Below are 18609 nucleotides of genomic sequence, written 5' to 3'. Positions count from 1 at the left end.
TCCGACTGTTCGAGGGTGGTGCGCATCTGGGTCAGGATCTGCTGGTGGAGGTCTGCTGGTTCTGTCGCGGTGGTGGTCGAGGTGACCAGGGCGACCGTGCCGATGGATACGGCGAGCAGGGCCACCTCCATCCACACGAAGGGGTTTCGGGACCACCTGGTGATGTGTTGCCGGGTATTCATGATCGCCTTTCACCTCGTCGCCGGTGCTGGTGTTGGCCGAGCGCATCGGACGGACGTCTGCCCGGGGAGGGTGGTCCGTCGTCGTGGAGGTGGCCCGGTACTGCGGCGCGCGAGCGTCTGCCAAGGGTGGCGCGCTGCCGGCGCTGCGGTGCTCCCGTGCGAGCCGTGCTCAGCGCGGTTGCCCCCGACGCTGCGGCGATACGAGCCATTTCAACACGCTCGAACCCACCTCGGCAACATCGACAATCCTCGCTCATGCCGACGGGGGCGGCGCTGGTCTGCGCCGCCCCCGTCGCGGGTGCGGTTACCTCGCGGTGCAGGTAAGGGTGGGTGTGGAGTTGGTGCCGTTCCAGGAGGCGTTGAAGCCGAAGTTGGTGGTGCTGTTGGCGCTCAGGGAACCGTTGTAGCCGGCGTTCGACGCGGTGACCGACGAACCGCTTGAGGTTACCGTCGCGTTCCAGGAGTTGGTGATGCTCTGGCCGTTGGGCCAGGTCCAGTTCACCGTCCACCCGGAGATGGCGGCGTTGCCGGCCCGGACGGTGACCTCGGCGCCGAAGCCACCGGACCACTCGTTGGTCTTGCGGTAGGTGGCGGTGCAGGCACCGTTGCCGGCCGGCGGCGGGGTGCTCGGCGGCGGGGTGCTCGGCGGCGGCGTGCTCGGCGGCGGCGTGGTGGGCGGCGGCGTGGTGGGCGGCGGGGTGGTGGGCGGCGGGTTGCTGCCGCCCCCGAAGGTCACGTCACTGCAGATGTAGTACGGCTGGTCGAGGTGGGACGCCTGCCAGATCGTGTAGACGACGTGCCGTCCGGTGCGGCTGCCCGCGTTCACCTGGGCCTCGTAGAGCCCGGTGGTCGGGTAGCTGCCGGTGCGGAGCACCAGTTCGAGGTTGTTCCAGGTGAGGGGTTGGGTGGTCGGGTCGAAGCCCTGCCTGGTGATGTAGATCAGCATGTAGTCGGCGCCGTGCCGGGCGCCGTCGGTCAGGGTCAGGGTGAAGTTGTTCGGCATCGGCTTCGCCGTCCACGCGCCGACCGCGTCGAGCGAGGCGTACAGGCCGCCCTGGGTGCGACCGCCGCTGCACAGCTGTCCGTTCGGGACGGCGGCCTGGTGGTTGCCGCCGACGTTCTCGCGGTACAGGCCGTTCCAGTTCCACATGGTGTTCGGGTTGGCCTGCCAGGCCTGCCAGCACATCGGGTCGCTCTGGGCCATGCTGGGGTTGAGGTGGTCGGAACCCCAGCGTTCCCAGCAGCCGTAGTTGCGCGACGGCGGGTTGGTGACCGATCCGTGCGCCGAGGCCGGGCCGGCCTGGTTGACGACGACCATCGTGAACGAGGCGAGGAGAACTGCGACCGCGCCTAGTCCCAGACGGCGTGCTGTTCGTGAGAGTTTCATCAATGCTCCAGTAGATGCGCCGACGCCGGTGCCCCTCACTGGGTGCCCAACCCGGAAGGAGTAGACGCCGATCGGTTCGAGCGATCTTGAGAGGTAGGCGGCATTGCTGCCTGCCACGGCTTGGCGGCTCCCAATCGAGATAGTAGTAGAGATAACTGTCGATGTAAAACGATACCGATGCATAAGGGGCCACCTAGACTCCGGACGTGATCGAGCTTGTCGAGCGACGTACCGCCCTGGCCGTGGTGGTGGGGTCCCGGGCGTACGGGCTGGACCGGCCAGGCTCCGACTACGACCGACGTGGTGTCTTTGTGGCGCCGACCCGGGCGTTCTGGCACCTGGACAAGCCGCCCACCCACCTCGACGGGCCGGCGGCGGAGCAGTTCTCCTGGGAGTTCGAGCGCTTCTGCGTGCTTGCCCTGCAGGGCAACCCGACTGTCCTGGAGGTGCTCTGGTCTCCGCTGATCGAGACGATCACCGCAGACGGGGAACGGTTGCTGGCGGCGCGTCGGGCGTTCCTGTCGCGTCGGGTGGCGCAGACGTACGGCAGCTACGCCCGGGATCAGCTCGATCGGGTGGCGGCCCGCCGCCAACGCACCGGCGAGACGAACCACAAGCAGGCCATGCACATGATCCGGTTGCTGGTCGCCGGAGTGCACGTGCTGCGGACCGGGGAGATCCTGGTCGACGTACGGCACCTGCGTGACCGGCTGCTCGCGGTGCGGCGCGGCGAGCTGCCCTGGGAGATGTGCGTCGCCTGGGCGACGGAACTGCTCGCCGAACTCGCCGACGCTGCCGCCACCACCACACTGCCGGAACAGCCCGACCGGGATGCCGTGGATCGGCTGCTCACCGCCGTACGGGAGAGGAACCTGCAGTGACCACCCGAGGTGCCGCCGCGACCGCCTGCGCTGAGCCCGCCGGGCCCGGTGGCGACTCCCGGGCCCGGCGGGGGAGTCACGGGGTCCAGTACAGGTGTGGGTTGACCCGCCCGGACCAGTCGAAGACGGCCATGTTGTCCCAGCCGTTGCCGGTCCCGTTGATGTCCGCCGGATCCCAGCCGTTGCCACGGATCGCGTACCAGGTCGGTTCCCAGTAGAAGACGCCCACCGCGCCGGCGTTGCGTGCGGTGTTCTGCACCCAGCTGAACTGCTGCGCCTGCCCGGCCCAGGTGGCCGGGATGTTGTCGCAGCGCGCGGTACCGGGGATCACGTTCGGTTGGTGGTCGGCGTCGGCGGTGGTGAACGGGTACGCCGTCTCGGCGATCACCACCGACCTGCCGTAGCGGGACTTCACGTCGGCGATCACGTTGTAGAGGTTGGCCAGCGTGCCGTGCCACATGCAGTAGTAGGACAGCGCGGTGACGTCCCAGGTCACGCCCTGCGCCCTGATCCCGTCGTAGAACCAGCGGGCGTTGGCGTTGCTGTCCGCGTTCGCCGTGTGGATCCACACCTGGGTGCCGCCGTTGCACGCCTTGGTGGCCCGGTAGCCCTGCTTGAGCAGGCTGGCCAGCGGGGCGAAGTCGTTGTTGACGACCTGCCCGGTGGGCCACAGCATGCCCACGTTGATCTCGTTGCCGATCTGTACCGCGTCCGGGGTGGTGCCCTGTGCCTTGAGCGCGGTGCACACCTCGTAGGTGTAGTTGTAGACGTCGCTCTGCAGCTGGCTCAGCGAGTGGTTGGCCCAGGCCGCGGGCGGGTACTGCTTGCCCGGATCGGCCCAGGTGTCCGAGTAGTGGAAGTCGATCAGCAGCTTGAAACCCTTGGCCTTGATCGCCCTGGCCTGCTGGAGCACCTTGGCCTTGTTGTTGTAGCCGCTGGTCGGGTTGTTCCAGATGCGCAGCCGCAGGTAGTTGACGCCCTTGCTGGCAAGGATGTCGTAGGGGTTGGCCTGCGCGCCGGCGCCGTCGTAGTAGCGCGCGCCGAGGTCGAGGCTGCGTTGCAGGGACGAGACGTCGGCGCCGCGCATGGTGAGGGTGTTGGCCGCCTGGGCGGGCGCGGTCAGGGCCAGCGGGGCCGCGAGGACGACCACCGCCGCGAGGGCCCGGAGGGACGGTTTCATGGCGCTCCTTCACATGAAGGGATGCGGTGCCCGCCGGAGCGGGCTCGTCCGGCGGGACTGCCGGACGGTCTCGGTACCAGGTGAGGTGGTGGTGGGTGCGCCGGCGACTCAGGCCGGCGCGGGGGAGGACGCCCGGATGACCAGGCGGGTGGGTACGGTGATGGACAGTGGGCTGCGCCCGGCGATGACGTCGGTGAGCAGCCGGACCGTGTAGCCGGTGCGGGCGATGGCCTCCCGGACGGCCCGGACCGCCGCCGGGCTGACCCATTCCCGGCTGTTGAGGACGCGGGAGACGGTGGCGTAAGAGACCCCGGCCTCGCGCGCCACGTCGCGGATGGTGGGCCGCTTGCGCGCCGTCGCGGGCGAGGTCGACACGATGGGGATCATAGTCTCTGCCATCCGGCCCTCACCCCTTGACGGCGCCGGCGCCCAGGTCGACCCGCCAGTAGCGTTGCAGGCCGAGAAAGAGGGCGACGAGCGGGACGATGGACAGCAGCGCCCTGGTGACCACCGAGGAGTACACGGCGGGCTGGGACGCGCCCTGGTTGAGCAGCCCGTCGAGGCCCACCGTGGCCACGCCCGGTGATCAGCAGCCGGCCAGATCCGTCGACCTGGCCGGTGGGCTTGACATTGTCACTGTGACAAGCCCTTGACTGGTTGACGGAGGTGGTCCCCATCAACTCGGCACAGCCGCATTCACCGGACGCCCGACTGCTCGACGCGTTGGCCGCCGGGAACTCGTCGACGCGGCTCAAGGCGGCCCTGGCAATCGGTACGGATCCCGAGCCGGGTTTCGTCGATGCGCTCGTGGCACGGTGCGCGATCGAACCGGACTTCTTCGTGCGTGACATGCTCACCTGGGCGCTCACCCGTCTCCCGTCGGAGATCACGGTGCCGAAGCTGCGTGCGGAGCTCGATTCCGGCAGCACGCAGGCCCGCAGCCAGGCGTTGCACACCCTGTCCAAGATCGGCGACAGCGACGCGTGGCCCGCGATCACGTCGTCATTGCTGCACGACGCCGACGACGAGGTCGCGCGCAGCGCATGGCGCGCCGCCGTCGTACTCGTACCCGACGGGGAGAAGGAAGCGCTGGCCACGAAGTTGGCCGCGCAGTTCGGTCGCGGTGACCGGGAGGTACGGCTGAGCCTGAGCCGTGCCCTCGTCGCGCTCGGCGACGTGGTCGAGCCGGTCCTGCGAGCGGCGATGACCCGGCACGACCCCGCGGTACGTGCGCATGCCGGCGCCACGGAACGACTCCTGCGCGACCCGGATGCCGGGTTCGACCTCGCCGTCGACGAAGCGAGAAGGGTCTTCGCCCTCGGCCCGGACCGGGAGGAGACGCAGGCGTGCTGATCGGCGAGGTGGCGCTCCGCTCGGGAGTGAGCGCCCGGATGCTCCGGCACTACGACTCCCTCGGGTTGGTGCGGCCGACCGGCCGCACCCTGGGCGGCTACCGGGAGTACACCGCCGACGACGTCCGGCGGATCTTCCACGTGGAGGGTCTGCGATCCCTGGGACTGTCGCTGCGCCAGATCGCACGCACTCTCGACGACACCGACTTCGCCCCGTCCGCGCTGGTCGGCGACCTGATCCGGAAGACCGAAGAGCGACTGAACCGGGAACACGAGCTCCTTGAGCGGCTCCGTGCGGTCGATGCGGCCGGGCCAGCCGGGTGGCAGGATGTCGCGCGCATCGTCGAGCTTCTGCACGGACTCGGTTCGCCCAGTGCCGCGCGGCGACAGCAGGCCGTCCTGGCCCCGGCCGAGCACGCGACGGTTCCCGCCGAACTGCTGGCCGAGGCGGTCCTCACCGAGTCGGACCCGAACGTTGCCGGGGCCCTGCGGTGGGCCCTCGCGCGAGCCGGCCGTGACGGTGTGGCGGGCCTGGCACCCGGCATGGCCTCCAACGACGTCGACGTCCGCCGGCGCGGGGTCCTGGCGCTCGCCGAGCTACCCGACGACGAGGCGACCGCGCTGCTCACCGACGCGCTCGGCGACACGGACCCGACGGTCCGCAGACATGCCGCTCTCGCACTGGGCGCACGGGGCGTGACCCGAGCCGTGCCGACACTGATCTGCACAGTGGTCGAGGGCCCGAACGATGTCGAGGCGGCCGAGATCCTGGGATCGTTGGCGCGGGACGCGACGTGGGCAGGCCGGATCATGGATGCGCTGGTCGGCGAGTTCGCCGCGCACACCGGGGACTCGGCGGTGCGGATGCGACTGACCCAGGCACTCGCCGAGATGCCGGGGACCATCGCGCTGGACCTGCTGCGGCAACTGACCCACGACGATGATCGGCCGGTGGCCCTCATCGCCTCGGCCCTCGTGAAAGTGCTCGAGCAACGGCCGGACGAGGGGACCCAGGAAGCCGCGGACCAGTAGTCGACGTACCGTCCACCGGCGCAGGATGAGGCCGGCTCAGCCAGACACCTCCTGGACAACCCATGGCTGATCAACACGTTGCGACTGGGTAAAGTTGGACGCATGTCCGCCACCAGCGACCCGTGTGAGCTGCCGGCTGACCGCAGGCGCGGGTCGAGCTTCGGCTGGTCTCTCGGCATGGTGCTGCGGCGCTGGCACGAGTACGTCGAGGAGGCGTTGCAGGATCTGCCGCACGGCAGTCGCGGCTACCACATCCTCGCCGTGGTCGTCCACGAGGAGGTGCCGACGCAGGGAGCCCTGGCGGCCCGCCTGGTGATCGACCGCAGCGTCCTGACGTACGTCATCGATGATCTGGAGAACGCCGGCCTCATCGAGCGCCAGTTGGATCCACGCGATCGGCGCGCCCGCCGGATCGTGGCCACCGGGCGTGGCCGGCAGACACTCGCCGACGCCGAGCAGCGCGTTGCGCACGCCGAGAACCATGTGCTGGGCGGGCTGCCCGAGGAGCAGCGCGACGTCTTCCGCGATCTCGCCGAGCGTGCCGCCGAGGCGATCCATGCCGCCGCGCCCCGGACGGACCCCTGCGTCGCGGTGAAGAGCGTCCTTCCCCCAGCGGACCATTCCGCTCGCTGATCCAGGCCGGCCGGGGTCGGCAGCGCAGGACCGCCGCGAACCGGATCTAGGGTTTCCTTCTGCTGCCGCTCAGGCCACGCCCGTGCGTTCGCGCTCGACGATCGCGCGTACAGCTGGTGCGACCTCCGAGGCGAAACGCTCGGTGATCGTCGGGTCGTCCCCGCCGATGATGAAGGCGCTGATGCCGTGGGTGAGTGCCAGGTCGGCAATCTGGTCCACCCAGGCCTCGGGCGGGCCGTTGAGGAGTCCGCTGGGAGTGGTCGAGAACTGTACTTTCATGAAGTTCATCAGCCGTCGAACGGCTGCCGGATCGCGGCCGGCGTCGTGTGCCGCGGTGTCGATTCGCGCGTTGAGCTCGGGTAGGGAGTCGGCGCCGCTGGGCAGGTATTCGATCGTGGGCAGCCATCCGTCGGCGATCGAGCCGGTGAGGGCGAGCATCTTGGGCTTGTACGCTCCGACCCAGATCGGGATGTCGTGGGCGGGCCGAGGTCCCCGTTTGGCGCCCTTGACCGAGTAGTACTGACCGTCGTAGCGCACGCCACCAGGGGTGGTGGTGTCCCAGAGCTCCCGGATGATCTCGATTCCCTCGCGCAGGGCGGTGACGCCCTGAGCGGCGGTCAGCCGACGTCCCCCCATGGCGGCGATGCCGTCCCAGAACGCACCGGCGCCGATGCCGAGTTCGAAGCGGCCACCGCTGAGCAGGTCGAGCGAGGCCGAGGCCCGGGCCAGGACAGCTGGTGGCCGGAGGGGGAGGCTGGTGACGTTGGCGCTGAGGTGGATGCGCTCGGTGCGTCCCGCTGCGAAGGCGAGCAGGGTCGACGTGTCCAGGAATGAGGCCTGGTACGGGTGGTCCTGGAAGGTGACGAGGTCGAGGCCGGCCCGGTCTGCGGTGACTGCCAGCTCGACAACCTGTCGGGCCTGCTGTGCGACGGGTGTGACGAAGGTGCCGAAGAGCAGGTCGTGTCCGTAGTCGGTCATGCGATGGCCTCCTTGGCAGTCGGTGTGGTGAGCTTCGGGTCGATGTTGAAGTTGTCCCGGAAGAGGTTGTCCGGGTCGTAGCGGCGTTTGAGGTCGCGTAGGCGCTCCAGGACCGGTGCGGGGAAGGCGTCGAGCAGTCGCTTCGGGTTGAGGTCGGTCTCGAAGCTCAGGTAGAGACCGTCGAAATGCGGGCGAAGCGGTTCCCATACGGCGTTGAGGCGCTGGTTGTTGCCGGCCATGGCGGTCAGCTGGAATGCCGGCGCTCGATGGGTGAAGGACGCCTCATCCGGGGGAGGGTCGGCGATCGCACCGCCCATGGCGCGTAGTTCGAAGAAGTAGACAGCGCCGCTGCGGAGCATCGCTGCGGCATCGCGGGCGAAGTCCGCCGTCAGCGCGGGCAGGAACGCCGATCGAGAGTGCGGTTCACCGAATCCCTGATGGCCGTCCGGCCCGATGTCGGCGGCGTTGCTCATGACTCCCGAATATGGCGTCATCACCACGTGTTGGCGGGTGAGCGTTCCGAGTTCCAGGAACGGTGTCAGGCGCTCGACGACGGTGTCGGGGTCCGGGCTGTCGACCACCGCGTAGAGCTGGATGCTCGATACGCCCTGGCGCGGCTGCCCGGTGACGAGGAAGACCGTCGTGTCTCTCGGCGCTGTGCTCGCGAATTCGCCGTAACGGCGCAGCGACTCCTCGATGTCGGTGGACAGCAGCACGAGTTGCGCCCAACCGACCTCGCCGACCTCGTCGACTTCGAACTCGAACGACGTGGCGATGCCGAAGTTGGCCCCGGCTCCCCGAACGGCCCAGAACAGCTCCGGATTGTCGTCCCTGCTCGCCCGCACCTGGCGGCCGTCGGCGAGCACGAGGTCGACCGAACGGAGATGATCGATCGTCAGGCCGTGGCTGCGCGAGAGTAGGCCGATCCCGGCCGCGGTGGCGAGCCCACCGACGCCGACGCCGCCGTAGTCCCCTGAGCCGAGTGCCCATCCGTAGGGGGTCAGGGCTGCGGCGATCTGCTTCCAGGTCGCTCCGGGACCGATCCGTACGAGCCGGCGGTCGGGGTCCAGCACCTCGATGGTGTTCATGGCGCTCACGTCGATCACGAGCCCGCCCTGGTTCGTCGAGCGGCCGCTGATGCCATGGCCGGCGCTGCGGATGCCGAGCGGCAGGTGCCGATGTCGCCGGGCGAACTCGACCGCATCGGAGGCTTCCGCCGGTGTCCGAGGGCGTAGCACGACACCGGGAGCGCCGCCGCGCAGGTAGGTGGCGGACACGGCGCGGTAGCCCGGATCACCTGGCTCGATCGCCGTCTCGGCGAGCGATGCCGGCAGGCCGTCGTAGTCGATGGTCGGCAGCCGGCGAGCACGCGCCGCTGCCGGCCGGCGGCGGGCTGCGCTCCCGCCGTCGGGACCGGCCACGAGCGCGGCGAGGCGCTCGATGTCCTCGCTCGAGTCCACCGGGACCACTACTGGCAGGCCGGCCCCGGCGAGGGTGGCCAACTCCTCCGGCTTCGCGTCTCGCGGCGCGACGACCCATCCTGCGGGGTCGGAGATGATTCGCCCCTCCGCCATGATGTCGAGGCTGCCCTGAGCCTTGGTGACGACGCTCGGGTACGGCGCCTCGGGGTCGGTCGGATCGGGGGAGGAGGGGGCAGCAACGGCGACACCGATACCGATCCGACTCGTCGCTCCCGCCAGCCAGGCCGCCGCCGTCCAGACGTCCAGCCCGGCTGGCTGTCCAGCCGCCTCGTTGCCGGCGATGACCACCAGGTCCAGACCGCGCTTCTCCGCCAGGCGGGCCAGCGCGGTCGCGTCCCGCGTGGTGCCGGCCGGACTTGATGCGTCGAGGACAACGCCGATGTCCATTTTCATCCCATATCTCCGATCCCGGACGGCGGCGGTCTGGCAGTCTGCCGCTTGGTCGCGCCAGTGCCTGCTGGAGTGCCGGTGATGACAGGTGTCACCGCTCCATACAATGCGTGGCAGCCAATATTATATTCCGGGCATAAGAGTGGCTGGACATCGCTTCTCGGGCCGTGGCTGGTCGGGGCGTTGTCGCGACAGCCGTTGTCGACGGCCGCACGTTGATCAACGCCTGTCAACGATCGACGCGTGGCGCCCCCACGGTCCGGCGGCCCATCAGTTCGTCGACCGTGGTCGCGCCGAGTTCGGCCTGCACGAGCGGCCTGACCTCGGTGCCGAACAGCTCGATGGCGCGGAGCACCTCTTTCTGCGGCAGCGCTCCCGTGTCGATGTGGATGTACTGCCTGACGTGGCCCCAACGCTCGTGCATGTGGAGGATGCGCTCGGCGATCTCCTCTGGCGAGCCGATCAGCAGCCCGCCGCCGGGACCGGTGTCCCTGTCGTAGGAAGCGCGAGTCGGGGGGAGGAAGCCACGCTGCTCGCCGACGACCTTCATGAACTGATGCCAGTGCGGCCACCACGTCTCGCGGGCGGACCTGCCGTCTTTCGCGAGGAAGCCCGGGGAGCCGAGCATCACCAGGGTCTGCTCGGGTGGGTTGCCGAGCTCCTGGGCGGCGCGACGGTACAGGTCGGCGAGGGGCGCCGAGCGCACCGCGTTGCCGCCGAGGACTCCGGTCGCGAGTGGGAGCCCGAGGGCGGCGGCGCGGATGGCGGATTTGGGGTTCCCGCCGACGCCCAGCCAGATCGGGATCGGTCCATGCTCGGGGCGGGGCGGGACGTACTCGCCGTTGAGGGCGGGCCGGGTGGTGCCACTCCAGGTCACCCGCGCGGACCGGTTGATCTCCAGCAGAAGCTCGAGCTTCTCGGCGAACAGGCGATCGTAATCCTGGAGGTCGTAACCGAAGAGGGGGAAGGACTCGACGGATGATCCCCGGCCGGGGATCATTTCGACCCGCCCGTGTGAGATGGCGTCCACGGTCGAGTACTGCTCATAAACGCGCACCGGATCGTCCGTGCCGAGCACGGTGACGGCGCTGGAGAGCTTGATGCGCGTGGTCTGGGCCGCCGCGGCGGCGAGAATCGGTGCGGCGGAGGAAGCGGGAAACTCCGGTGTGTGGTGCTCTCCGACACCGAACCAGTCAAGGCCGGCCTGCTCGGCCACGACGATGGACTCCACCACATTGCGGATCGCCTGGGCCTCCGAGATGCGTGTCCCGGTGGCGGGGTCGTAGTTGGCGTCCCCGAATGCCCCGATGCCCAGTTCCATGGCCTGCGCCCCCTCGATGTCTGCTGGTAGACAGATATTCTACCCGGCATATCATTTGCTGGGACACGTAAGTGATGGCAGCTGCGGGTGTGCTCAACCCGCCCCTTGATCCCTTCACCGACCAGGCCGCGCAGATGCCCGCCGGAGCCCGAGGGCCGGTCGTGCCCTCGGCGCCCTGCGCCTCCCGGCCCGAGGGCTGCCACTTCGCGGCAGGGGTAGTGCGGCAGGGGTAGTCAGGGCAGCGGGACGACGTACGAGTCGACGCGAGCTATCAGCCCGTCGCGGAAGGTGAACAGGTCGTTGAAGGCGAAGCGGAACGGTCCGTTGTCGACGCTGACGCCGCGGCCTTCGCCCGTGGTCACGACGACCGGGCCGTCCTCGTAGACGCGCTGGACGTCGAGCTCGGGGCTGCCGGTGAATGCGGGATTCTCGATCTCGTCGTCGAACTCGGCTTTGCCTCGGGTCCTCCGGTGGCCGTGGATGACCCACTCGACGTCGTCGGTGAGGGTCATGAGGATTCGCCGGTGGTCGCTGGTCCGGAATCCGGCGAAGTACTGCGCGACGAGGTCACGTTGGGTGGTCTGTGTCATGGCGTTCTCCGTCCTGGTGGTGCTGCAGGTGGGCGGCGAGGGCGTCGAGGATCGAGGCGAGCCCGTCGGCTGCTCGGGTCGTCTGGAGCTCGGGGGGAAGTCGACGCTGGTGGACTGTGAGGTGGGTGCCGTCGCCGGCGGGGTTCACGGTGACGGTCGTGCGGAGGCCGGTGACGGGCTCGTCGAACACGAGCTCGTGCGGTGCGGCGACGCTCACGTAGACGAACCGGAGCCGGCGGTGGGCGCCGTTCGGCGCGCGGGTGTCCAGTGCGAACTCTCCACCGGGACGCAGGTCCACGGTCACCGAGTCCGGGGGTACGGTGGCGTGCGAACCGCCCCAGAATGCCGCGATGCTTGACGGTGAGGTGAAGGCGGTCCAGACGCGTTCGGGTGCTGCCGAGAGATGGCGCTCGGCGACCAGTTCGTCGCCTCGGAGCTCTGCGCTGGTCAACTGGCCGCTCCCTCGTCGGTGAGGTGCTGTTCGAGGGCGTCGAGCCGGTCGTTCCAGATGCGGCGCTGGCCGTCGAGCCAGGTGCCGAGCAGCGAGAGCTGATCGACCTTCAGCCGGCAGGGGCGTTTGGTGCCCTCGCGTCGTTGTTCGACCAGGCCGCATCGTCGTAGGACGCCGACGTGGTGGGAGATTGCCTGCGGGGTCAGCTCGAACGGTTCGGCGAGCTCTCCCACGGTGGCGTCGCCGTGCGCGAGCCGGGTCACCAAGGCGCGACGGACCGGGTCTGCGAGGGCGGCGAAGGTCGAGTCGAGGTCCGGGCCGGGGGCGACGAGCGAGGAGGGCATGCCCCGACCATAATGCAAACCAACGTTTGCGCAAGCGGTCGTTTGCAAAGATGAGTCCGGTGGTGCGACGGAGCGGCGGGGTCGAGACCTACGAGGCCAGCCGCTCGCCCACGGCGTGACCCGATCCTGTGAGTAGGGGCCCGCCGTCTGACTGGTTGATCTCCGACCAGACCGTGTCGAGGGAGAGGCCGAGGACGTCGGCGATCGCGGCGATGGTGGGGAAGGCGGGGGTGGCTACGCGACCGGACTCGATCTTCCGAAGAGTCTCCGGCGAGACGCCTGCCGCCAGCGCGGTGCCGAGCATCGAACGCTGTCCCCTGGCTCGACGCAGGAGGGCGCCGAGGCGCTGTCCGCGCTCGACCTCCGCGGGGGTGAGCGGCAACCTGACCATGCCCCGATTCTAGTACCGGGATAATATGGCCGGGATACCTATTGGTTTTACGAGTTGGGCGCCGCATGATCGAGATCCTGAACCCCACAGACCTGCTGCGAGCGAAGGACGCCGGAGCGCTGGTCGCCGGCATTCTGCAGACCCTGAAAAGCCGCAGTGCGGTCGGCACGAACCTCCTGGACATCGACCGGTGGGCCAAGGCCATGATCACTGAGGCCGGGGCGCAGTCCTGCTATGTCGACTACGAGCCGTCCTTCGGGCGCGGGCCGTTCGGCCACTACATCTGCACGTCAGTCAATGACGCCGTGCTCCACGGACTGCCGTATGACTACGCGCTTGTCAACGGCGATCTGCTGACCCTCGACCTCGCTGTCTCCAACGGGGGTGTGGTCGCTGACTCCGCCATCAGCTTCGTCGTGGGCGACGTGAAGCCCCCGGAGAGCGTTGCATTGATCAACGCGACCGAGCGCGCATTGAGCGCAGGGATAGCCGCGGCCGGTCCCGGAGCCCGCATCGGTGACATCTCCCATGCCATCGGATCGGTCCTCAGCGAGGCGGGATATCTGATCAACACCGAGTTCGGCGGTCATGGCGTCGGGTCGACGATGCACCAGGACCCGCACGTCCCGAACAGGGGGCGGCCCGGTCGCGGATACCGGCTGCGCCCTGGTCTGCTGCTGGCATTGGAGCCATGGGTCATGGCCGACACCGCTGAGCTCGTCACCGATGCCGATGGCTGGACACTGCGAAGCGCGACAGGCTGCCGGACAGCGCACAGTGAGCACACGATCGCGATCACCGACGATGGAGCCGAGATTCTCACTGTGCCGAGGTAGGTGACAGCCATCCGCGTTCCCCGGCCTCCAGCAGCCGGGGAGATCGATCAACGTCCCCGGTCGGTACGTCTAGACCGCACCGGACAGGTACTCCCTGCGTCGTTGCGGTTCGAACTTCTCGATCGCGTACCGCAGCATGACCCGTGGCATGGTCCGGTAACACCGCGCCAGGAACTCCTCCTCCGCCGCGCGGTCACGGTTGCCCACCTCGCGCAGCATCCAGCCCACCGCCTTGTGGACGAGGTCGTGTGGGTCGCGTAGCAGCCGTTCGCTGAGCCGGAAGGTCCAATGGAAGTCACCGACCCTGATGAAGGCGAAGGTCGCCATGACGGCGATCCGCCGATCCCACACCAGGCTCGACTCGGCCAACCGGTCCAGTACGCTCCGGTCCCTGTCGATCAGCCAGGGGCCGACGATGTACGGCGCGGACGAGTCGACCAGATCCCAGTTGTTGAGATGGCCGGTGTTGGCCAGGACCATGCGGAAGACCCTGCCCCGTTCCTCCTCGTCCCCCTTGGCGAACTTCCGCACGAGGATGAAGAGCGACGTTAGCCTCTCCTCGTGCACGCCGCTGGTCAGCAACGTCGCCGTTTCGGCCAGGGAGAGCTCCCGCCAGTAGCGGCCGGCCACCTTACGCTGATCCGGCACGGAGACTCCGATAACCCGGTCGCCCTCGCCGTACCCGCCCGGAGCCATCTGCAGAAAACGGCTCGTCCCCGCCGCCCGCGCCGGATCCGCGAGGCTGGCGAGTTCGTCACGGACGTCCGCGCTGCTGGCCATGACTGTGCAACCTATCGCGATCGCGGGCGCCTCCCGTGCTGCCTACCCAACCCCGCGCTCACCTCGACGTCACGGCGGTGGTTGGGCGGGCATCGGGTGATGGGCATATCGCGTGACCCAGAGGCGCGGGATGACTTCCCGCTCACCGACCTGTACGAAGCCGAGGCCCTCGTACAGGGTCCTCGCCGGCAGATTCGCGCTACCCGTGGAGACGATGGTCCGGCGTTGACCGGCTGAAGCGAGAACCTCGCACACCAACGCCCTCCCGGCCCCTCGCCGGTGCGCCGCCGGGTCGACGACGAGCCGGTCGATGTCCACCTCCGAACGCTCCTCGGACCACGCTGTCGCGCCGATCAGTCGTCGGTCGTGGAAGGCGCCGAGCCATCTCAGCGGCGCCCCTCGCAGCTCGTCGAGCGTCTCGTGCAAGGGTGGAATCCGATCATCGCCGATGATCGACGCCTCCACCGCGTACGCCGCTCGCTGTACCTCCAGCAGTACCCGCGCCAGCGGCTCGTACCTGCCGGGCTCGATTCTGGCGATCCTCACCAGCCGATTGTGGCCGACGCTTCAGGACATGGATGGTGCCGATCGCGTGGTGCCAGTCGAAGCGGTCGGAAATCCGGCGTCCCGCTGCTGATGCGCTGGCAGGATGGCGGCGTGCTGATCTACAAGATCTTGTTGCCCAGCGAATGGGCCGAGTTCCAAGCCGCCGGCAGGTTCGACGGCTCGCCGTTCGATCGAGACAGCGGGTTCATCCACTGCTCGTCGCGGGCTCAGCTGCCCGGCACGGCGGCCCGTGTGTTCGGCGAGCAGCCGCAACTCGTCGTGATCGCGATCGACGCCTGCGCGCTCGGGGACGCCGTGCGGTGGGAGGACGCCCCGGGCGGCTCGTACCCGCACGTCTACACTGCGTTGCCGGTCGAGGCCGTGTCCGGAGTGCACCACGTCGCCGGTGCGGCACGGGTGGACCATCAGGTTCCGAACGAATAGCCCTCCGCCAGCGAGAGTCGGCGTCGTCGCTCAATCGAGCAGTCCGAGCTGCAGCCAGACGCGGACCTGCTCGGTGACGCTGTCCTGGCCGTCGAGGGCGGCCCGCAGGTCGTCGGCGAACGCGGATCGGATCTGCGGGGAGGGCAGGTCGTCGCCGGACATCGCGGAGAACACGCCGCCCACCATGTCGGCGATCGTCAGCGGCGCCTCGTACCTAACTGACGACTCCACGTATCGGTAGCCGGCCGCGGTGAGGGCTTCCCGGTTGCGGCGGCGGCCCGCCTCGTCGGTCTGGCAGGTCGCGGTGACCGGGTGCCCGATCAGCCGCTCCAGGCTGCCACGCAGCGCACGTGACCACGCGGTGTCCTGCAACCACAGCGGCGTGCCGTTGGTGATCACGGCGACACCGCCGCCGGGGCGCAGCAACGGCCGGGCAGCAGGGAACAGCGTGGCGCGGTCCATGAAGTGAATGGCGACGGCCACCGTCAACGCGCCGACCGCCCGGTTACCGAGCACCCGGCCCAGCACGGGCAGGTCTCGGTCGCTGCCGAGCAGCCACGCGGCGTTGTCCCTGCCCGCATCCTGCGCGGCCGGCCGGGCCAGGGCCAGCATGTCCGGCTCCGGGTCCACCCCGACGACGGCCCCCACCCGGGCGGCGAGCGGCAGACTCAACTGGCCGGTGCCGCAGCCGAGGTCGATCACCAGGTCGTCTACGCCGAGCCCGAACGCCTCGACGACCGTGTCGATGACCTCAGGTGGATAGCCACGCCGGTGCCTGGCGTAGTAGCTCGCCACCGCACCGCTGAAACCCGCTCCCATGCCGCCAGCCTCGTTCAGCTGGCGACGAAGTACGAGCGATTCTGCTCGCAGCCGACAGATCGAATCCCACCCTGGTCGATGACCCTATGATCGGCGACCATGACTCGCACCACGCCGCCGCGCACCGTGGACATCACCGAACTGTTCACGGAGCTGCGAGAGCATTCGGCGACGGCCACGCGGCTGCATCCCCGGCCCGGCACGCCCACGGGCGCCGACAGCTCGGTGGGCGGCCCGCTACTCTGGCCGGCCGACGAACCGTGGCCGGTGTGCACGGACGGCGACTCCCACTACGTCTTCGAGCTCAGGACGCCGGCGTCCGTCCGGCGCAGCCGCGAGGTCTACGCGGCGGCGGAGGCTCGGTCGGCCGCGAACGGCACCCGCTATGCCCTGACCGACGAGGAGCAGGCGCACGTGCCGGCCTACGACTTCTCCGAGCCGGAGGACCTGGTAGAGCGTCCGGCTGTGCCGGTGTCACTCGCAGAACACCTGCACCTTGGCGTCGGGCTGGTCGACGTCGATGGTGACGTCGTCGAGCTGCTCGATGAGCTCCTCGATGTGCTGCGGCTTGAGCTGGGTGAGGTCGATCGGTACCCCTGACTTGCTCAGCTCCGCGTTGACCTGGGTGAGCGCCTGCGCAGGAATGAGGCTCGTGAGCCGGACCCCGGCGCGCAGCAGTTGTAGCGGGACCCGGACATTGACCCGGCCTGGCCCGTCGCCGCCGAAGTTGTCCTCCGAGCTCACCACCACGCGCAGGTACTTGGGCCGGGGTTTCAGGCGGGGTGTGGCCCCCGACGGCGACTCGGGCTGCTCTCGTTCGAGGGCGTCGATCAGCCGCTCGGCCTCGTCCGCAGTGATCTTGCCCTCGGCCAGCATCTGCAGGATCTGGCGGCGTTGCTCGTTCATGGTTGCTCCACCCTCTCTTGACTCATCCTCATCTGACGCTGACCGACACGGCGGTCCGGCCGTGCTCGATCTCGAACCGGGTGCCCGGCAGCGCGCACAGCAGTTGCCCGGTGCCGCGCAGCGCGCCCACCGCGCTCACCCGGAAGACGAGGCAGGCGACCAGTGCGACGAGCACGGCGAGCAGCAGCAGCGGTGACAGCACCAGCAGTACCGGCAGGACCGGGACGAACAGCCGCGACCACCGGCCGTCGCGACGACGACGGCGTACCGTCACCAGTTGCGGGATCATCGGGACCTCGCCAACTCGGCCAGCGCCTCCTGGACGCTGATCTCGCCTCGCCGTAGGCGGTCGACGACGTCGGCGCCGGTGGGCACCGGATCGGTGTCGACGAAGTCGAGGTGCTCGGCGATCCGGTTCAGCCGGGACTTGATCGTCGGGTAGCTCACCCCGAAGATCCGCTCCATCTCCTTGATCGAACCGTGCGACCGTACGAACGCGGCGACGAACACCTGGTCGTCGGCGCTGAGCTGAGCCAACTGCGGCGGCTCGAACTGACCCTCGACCACGACGCCGTTGCCGAGGCGGACGCGTTCGACCACGAACCGCTGTCCGCGCGTCAGGTCCGTCAGCTCCTGCCACTCCACCCTTGTCTCCCGTCCGCTCGGCACGGTGCTTACTATTGATTTGTACCTTAACTTTATCAACTTCTCAATGCGCAGAGCTTAACTTTCTTAATCTGGAGGGGAGTGGCCGTCGTGCCCGCGCGCAGTGGCCGTTGCTGCGAGCGGGGTCGGCGCGCGAGGTTACCCCGGCCGGCGTGGCGGTGCTGCGCTTCGACCGCCGTCCACGTGAGCAGGGCGACGTGCCGTTCGCCGTCCAGGCCGACGATGCTGTGGCGGCCGTCGCGGAACTGCGCCGCCGGGTCGGCGACGTGCCAGTGGGTCTGTGGGGTTGGAGTCAGGGCGCGTGGGCGGCATCCGCGGTCGCGGCCCGCCGGCCCGAGTTGATCGCCTTCCTCGTCCTGGTCGCCACCAGCGGCGTGAGCCCGGCGGCGCAGATGCGGTACGGGACGGCGCAGCAGTTGCTCCTGCACGGCTACGGCGAGTCCGACGAATGGACCCCGGCCGAGGAGAGCGTCGCCGTGTGGCGTCGTGCCGCCGGCACCGACGACCTGACCGTACGTCGGCTCGCCGGCTGAACCCACTCACCGACCGTCGGTGCGACCGGTGTCCTCGAAGCCATCAGCCCTGACTACACGAGGGCACTGCTGGCCTGGGGCGCGGAGCGGATCAACCGCTGACCGGAGGGTGCGCCCTCGCCAGCGCCGCTCAGCGGGTTTTCTTGGTGGGTCGTTTGCGGGGTGGGGTGAGTAGGTCGGCGATGGCGGCGATGGCGGTGGGTACGAGGCGGTAGTAGGCCCATACGCCGCGCTTGTCGCGTTCGAGGAGGCCGGCTTCGGTGAGGATGCGGAGGTGGTGGCTGACGGTGGGTTGGGAGAGGCCGAGTGGTGCGGTGAGGTCGCTGACGGATGCTTCGCCGTTGGGGGCGGATTGGATGAGGCTGAGTAGGCGGAGTCGGGCGGGGTCGGCGAATGCTTTGAGGACTCCGGCGAGTTTTTCGGCGTCGGCGCGTTTTATGGGTTCGCCGGCGAGTGGTGAGATGGCTGGTGAGGCGGTCTTCGCTG

Annotated in this window: 25 protein-coding genes and 1 pseudogene; 7 read left to right on the top strand and 19 right to left on the bottom strand. The window is 69.1% G+C overall.

Translation table 11 applies throughout. The annotated features are described in order from the left end of the window. Together BMY89_RS30190 and BMY89_RS29560 are read right to left on the bottom strand one after the other, a co-directional pair. A pseudogene (locus BMY89_RS30190) lies at nt 1–182 on the bottom strand (hypothetical protein); the annotation flags it as partial. A gap of 304 nt (nt 183–486) precedes the next feature. Next, nucleotides 487–1569: a lytic polysaccharide monooxygenase auxiliary activity family 9 protein gene (locus BMY89_RS29560; protein WP_092383774.1), complete on the bottom strand. Its 1083-nt coding sequence runs from the start codon at nt 1567–1569 to the stop codon at nt 487–489. A gap of 206 nt (nt 1570–1775) precedes the next feature. Between BMY89_RS29560 and BMY89_RS29555 the strand changes: the two genes are divergently transcribed. Then, nucleotides 1776–2450, top strand: coding sequence for a nucleotidyltransferase domain-containing protein (locus tag BMY89_RS29555; protein ID WP_092383772.1), 675 nt, complete (start codon nt 1776–1778; stop codon nt 2448–2450). Between the two features lie 76 nt (nt 2451–2526). Here the strand turns inward: BMY89_RS29555 and BMY89_RS29550 are convergent, their stop codons facing one another. The 3 genes from BMY89_RS29550 to BMY89_RS29540 form a co-directional block, all read right to left on the bottom strand. Beyond that, nucleotides 2527–3630, bottom strand: coding sequence for a glycoside hydrolase family 53 protein (locus BMY89_RS29550; protein WP_092383770.1), 1104 nt, complete (start codon nt 3628–3630; stop codon nt 2527–2529). 108 nt (nt 3631–3738) lie between these two features. Next, nucleotides 3739–4005: a LacI family DNA-binding transcriptional regulator gene (locus BMY89_RS31650; protein ID WP_372433342.1), complete on the bottom strand. Its 267-nt coding sequence runs from the start codon at nt 4003–4005 to the stop codon at nt 3739–3741. A 31-nt stretch (nt 4006–4036) separates the two neighbouring features. Next, entirely contained in the window at nt 4037–4207 is a 171-nt protein-coding gene (locus tag BMY89_RS29540) for a hypothetical protein (RefSeq protein ID WP_232521621.1), read from the bottom strand. Between the two features lie 98 nt (nt 4208–4305). Here BMY89_RS29540 and BMY89_RS29535 point away from each other — a divergent pair, with 98 nt between their 5' ends. The 3 genes from BMY89_RS29535 to BMY89_RS29525 all read left to right on the top strand — a co-directional run bounded on the left by BMY89_RS29535 (nt 4306) and on the right by BMY89_RS29525 (nt 6647). Continuing rightward, a complete protein-coding gene (locus tag BMY89_RS29535; RefSeq protein ID WP_198414184.1) occupies nt 4306–4983 on the top strand; it encodes a HEAT repeat domain-containing protein in 678 nt (225 codons plus the stop codon). Beyond that, entirely contained in the window at nt 4977–6014 is a 1038-nt protein-coding gene (locus tag BMY89_RS29530) for a HEAT repeat domain-containing protein (protein ID WP_092383766.1), read from the top strand. The genes BMY89_RS29535 and BMY89_RS29530 overlap by 7 nt, the downstream gene beginning before the upstream one ends. A 102-nt stretch (nt 6015–6116) precedes the next feature. After that, nucleotides 6117–6647 carry a MarR family winged helix-turn-helix transcriptional regulator gene (locus tag BMY89_RS29525; RefSeq protein WP_092383764.1) on the top strand — a complete coding sequence of 177 codons (531 nt, stop codon included), beginning with the start codon at nt 6117–6119 and terminating at the stop codon, nt 6645–6647. Nucleotides 6648–6716: 69 nt separating this feature from the next. Here the strand turns inward: BMY89_RS29525 and BMY89_RS29520 are convergent, their stop codons facing one another. The 7 genes from BMY89_RS29520 to BMY89_RS29490 all read right to left on the bottom strand — a co-directional run bounded on the left by BMY89_RS29520 (nt 6717) and on the right by BMY89_RS29490 (nt 12593). Continuing rightward, nucleotides 6717–7625 carry an LLM class flavin-dependent oxidoreductase gene (locus BMY89_RS29520; RefSeq protein WP_092383762.1) on the bottom strand — a complete coding sequence of 303 codons (909 nt, stop codon included), beginning with the start codon at nt 7623–7625 and terminating at the stop codon, nt 6717–6719. Beyond that, the gene (locus tag BMY89_RS29515) at nt 7622–9493 is read right to left on the bottom strand and encodes an LLM class flavin-dependent oxidoreductase (protein ID WP_092383760.1); all 1872 of its coding nucleotides are present in this window, start codon (nt 9491–9493) and stop codon (nt 7622–7624) included. The genes BMY89_RS29520 and BMY89_RS29515 overlap by 4 nt, the downstream gene beginning before the upstream one ends. A gap of 232 nt (nt 9494–9725) precedes the next feature. Then, a complete protein-coding gene (locus tag BMY89_RS29510; RefSeq protein WP_092383758.1) occupies nt 9726–10817 on the bottom strand; it encodes an LLM class flavin-dependent oxidoreductase in 1092 nt (363 codons plus the stop codon). A gap of 233 nt (nt 10818–11050) precedes the next feature. Continuing rightward, nucleotides 11051–11407, bottom strand: a complete 357-nt coding sequence (locus BMY89_RS29505) for a nuclear transport factor 2 family protein (RefSeq protein ID WP_092383756.1) — start codon at nt 11405–11407, stop codon at nt 11051–11053. Continuing rightward, nucleotides 11385–11858 carry an SRPBCC family protein gene (locus BMY89_RS29500; RefSeq protein ID WP_092383754.1) on the bottom strand — a complete coding sequence of 158 codons (474 nt, stop codon included), beginning with the start codon at nt 11856–11858 and terminating at the stop codon, nt 11385–11387. Before BMY89_RS29500 ends, BMY89_RS29505 begins: the two co-directional genes overlap by 23 nt. Beyond that, nucleotides 11855–12202 carry an ArsR/SmtB family transcription factor gene (locus BMY89_RS29495; protein WP_092383752.1) on the bottom strand — a complete coding sequence of 116 codons (348 nt, stop codon included), beginning with the start codon at nt 12200–12202 and terminating at the stop codon, nt 11855–11857. The genes BMY89_RS29500 and BMY89_RS29495 overlap by 4 nt, the downstream gene beginning before the upstream one ends. An 88-nt stretch (nt 12203–12290) precedes the next feature. Next, nucleotides 12291–12593: a helix-turn-helix domain-containing protein gene (locus BMY89_RS29490; RefSeq protein WP_092383750.1), complete on the bottom strand. Its 303-nt coding sequence runs from the start codon at nt 12591–12593 to the stop codon at nt 12291–12293. A 65-nt stretch (nt 12594–12658) separates the two neighbouring features. Here BMY89_RS29490 and map point away from each other — a divergent pair, with 65 nt between their 5' ends. After that, the gene (gene map, locus BMY89_RS29485; protein ID WP_092383748.1) at nt 12659–13429 is read left to right on the top strand and encodes a type I methionyl aminopeptidase; all 771 of its coding nucleotides are present in this window, start codon (nt 12659–12661) and stop codon (nt 13427–13429) included. Nucleotides 13430–13498: 69 nt separating this feature from the next. Here map and BMY89_RS29480 read toward each other — a convergent pair whose 3' ends face one another. Both BMY89_RS29480 and BMY89_RS29475 read right to left on the bottom strand, forming a co-directional pair. After that, a complete protein-coding gene (locus tag BMY89_RS29480) occupies nt 13499–14209 on the bottom strand; it encodes a DNA alkylation repair protein (protein ID WP_092383746.1) in 711 nt (236 codons plus the stop codon). 69 nt (nt 14210–14278) lie between these two features. Continuing rightward, nucleotides 14279–14755 carry a GNAT family N-acetyltransferase gene (locus BMY89_RS29475; protein WP_198414183.1) on the bottom strand — a complete coding sequence of 159 codons (477 nt, stop codon included), beginning with the start codon at nt 14753–14755 and terminating at the stop codon, nt 14279–14281. A gap of 111 nt (nt 14756–14866) precedes the next feature. On the opposite strand from BMY89_RS29475, the gene BMY89_RS29470 reads away from it, so the two are divergent. After that, nucleotides 14867–15199, top strand: a complete 333-nt coding sequence (locus tag BMY89_RS29470) for a DUF952 domain-containing protein (protein WP_092383778.1) — start codon at nt 14867–14869, stop codon at nt 15197–15199. A gap of 30 nt (nt 15200–15229) precedes the next feature. Here BMY89_RS29470 and BMY89_RS29465 read toward each other — a convergent pair whose 3' ends face one another. The 4 genes from BMY89_RS29465 to BMY89_RS29450 all read right to left on the bottom strand — a co-directional run bounded on the left by BMY89_RS29465 (nt 15230) and on the right by BMY89_RS29450 (nt 17593). Next, complete coding sequence (locus BMY89_RS29465; RefSeq protein WP_092383744.1) at nt 15230–16018, bottom strand: class I SAM-dependent methyltransferase; 789 nt, start codon at nt 16016–16018, stop codon at nt 15230–15232. Nucleotides 16019–16492: 474 nt separating this feature from the next. Continuing rightward, the gene (locus BMY89_RS29460) at nt 16493–16924 is read right to left on the bottom strand and encodes an SHOCT-like domain-containing protein (protein ID WP_092383743.1); all 432 of its coding nucleotides are present in this window, start codon (nt 16922–16924) and stop codon (nt 16493–16495) included. Between the two features lie 28 nt (nt 16925–16952). Further along, on the bottom strand, nt 16953–17213 hold the full coding sequence (locus BMY89_RS29455) for a hypothetical protein (RefSeq protein ID WP_092383741.1): 261 nt from the start codon (nt 17211–17213) through the stop codon (nt 16953–16955). After that, complete coding sequence (locus tag BMY89_RS29450; protein WP_232521620.1) at nt 17210–17593, bottom strand: DUF2089 domain-containing protein; 384 nt, start codon at nt 17591–17593, stop codon at nt 17210–17212. Before BMY89_RS29450 ends, BMY89_RS29455 begins: the two co-directional genes overlap by 4 nt. Before the next feature lie 149 nt (nt 17594–17742). Here BMY89_RS29450 and BMY89_RS31235 point away from each other — a divergent pair, with 149 nt between their 5' ends. After that, nucleotides 17743–18123 (top strand): alpha/beta fold hydrolase, encoded by a 381-nt coding sequence (locus BMY89_RS31235; RefSeq protein ID WP_232521619.1) that lies wholly within the window; start codon nt 17743–17745, stop codon nt 18121–18123. Between the two features lie 130 nt (nt 18124–18253). Here BMY89_RS31235 and BMY89_RS29440 read toward each other — a convergent pair whose 3' ends face one another. Continuing rightward, nucleotides 18254–18586, bottom strand: coding sequence for an ArsR/SmtB family transcription factor (locus BMY89_RS29440; RefSeq protein ID WP_092383776.1), 333 nt, complete (start codon nt 18584–18586; stop codon nt 18254–18256). Nucleotides 18587–18609: the final 23 nt, after the last annotated feature.

The sequence above is a fragment of the Micromonospora phaseoli genome, assembly GCF_900109115.1.
GTDB classification, from domain to species: Bacteria; Actinomycetota; Actinomycetes; order Mycobacteriales; family Micromonosporaceae; genus Micromonospora; species Micromonospora phaseoli.
Note: the sequence above shows the minus strand (reverse complement) of the source record. Positions and strands in the feature narration are given on the sequence as shown.

Coding starts and splice junctions, on each gene's coding strand:
- BMY89_RS29505 (WP_092383756.1), bottom strand. CDS start 11,407: ATGACACAGACCACCCAACGTGACCTCGTCGCGCAGTACTTCGCCGGA.
- BMY89_RS29525 (WP_092383764.1), top strand. CDS start 6,117: ATGTCCGCCACCAGCGACCCGTGTGAGCTGCCGGCTGACCGCAGGCGC.
- BMY89_RS29460 (WP_092383743.1), bottom strand. CDS start 16,924: ATGAACGAGCAACGCCGCCAGATCCTGCAGATGCTGGCCGAGGGCAAG.
- map (WP_092383748.1), top strand. CDS start 12,659: ATGATCGAGATCCTGAACCCCACAGACCTGCTGCGAGCGAAGGACGCC.
- BMY89_RS29550 (WP_092383770.1), bottom strand. CDS start 3,630: ATGAAACCGTCCCTCCGGGCCCTCGCGGCGGTGGTCGTCCTCGCGGCC.
- BMY89_RS29560 (WP_092383774.1), bottom strand. CDS start 1,569: ATGAAACTCTCACGAACAGCACGCCGTCTGGGACTAGGCGCGGTCGCA.
- BMY89_RS29520 (WP_092383762.1), bottom strand. CDS start 7,625: ATGACCGACTACGGACACGACCTGCTCTTCGGCACCTTCGTCACACCC.
- BMY89_RS29515 (WP_092383760.1), bottom strand. CDS start 9,493: ATGGACATCGGCGTTGTCCTCGACGCATCAAGTCCGGCCGGCACCACG.
- BMY89_RS29465 (WP_092383744.1), bottom strand. CDS start 16,018: ATGGGAGCGGGTTTCAGCGGTGCGGTGGCGAGCTACTACGCCAGGCAC.
- BMY89_RS29495 (WP_092383752.1), bottom strand. CDS start 12,202: ATGCCCTCCTCGCTCGTCGCCCCCGGCCCGGACCTCGACTCGACCTTC.
- BMY89_RS29490 (WP_092383750.1), bottom strand. CDS start 12,593: ATGGTCAGGTTGCCGCTCACCCCCGCGGAGGTCGAGCGCGGACAGCGC.
- BMY89_RS29455 (WP_092383741.1), bottom strand. CDS start 17,213: ATGATCCCGCAACTGGTGACGGTACGCCGTCGTCGTCGCGACGGCCGG.
- BMY89_RS29510 (WP_092383758.1), bottom strand. CDS start 10,817: ATGGAACTGGGCATCGGGGCATTCGGGGACGCCAACTACGACCCCGCC.
- BMY89_RS29480 (WP_092383746.1), bottom strand. CDS start 14,209: ATGGCCAGCAGCGCGGACGTCCGTGACGAACTCGCCAGCCTCGCGGAT.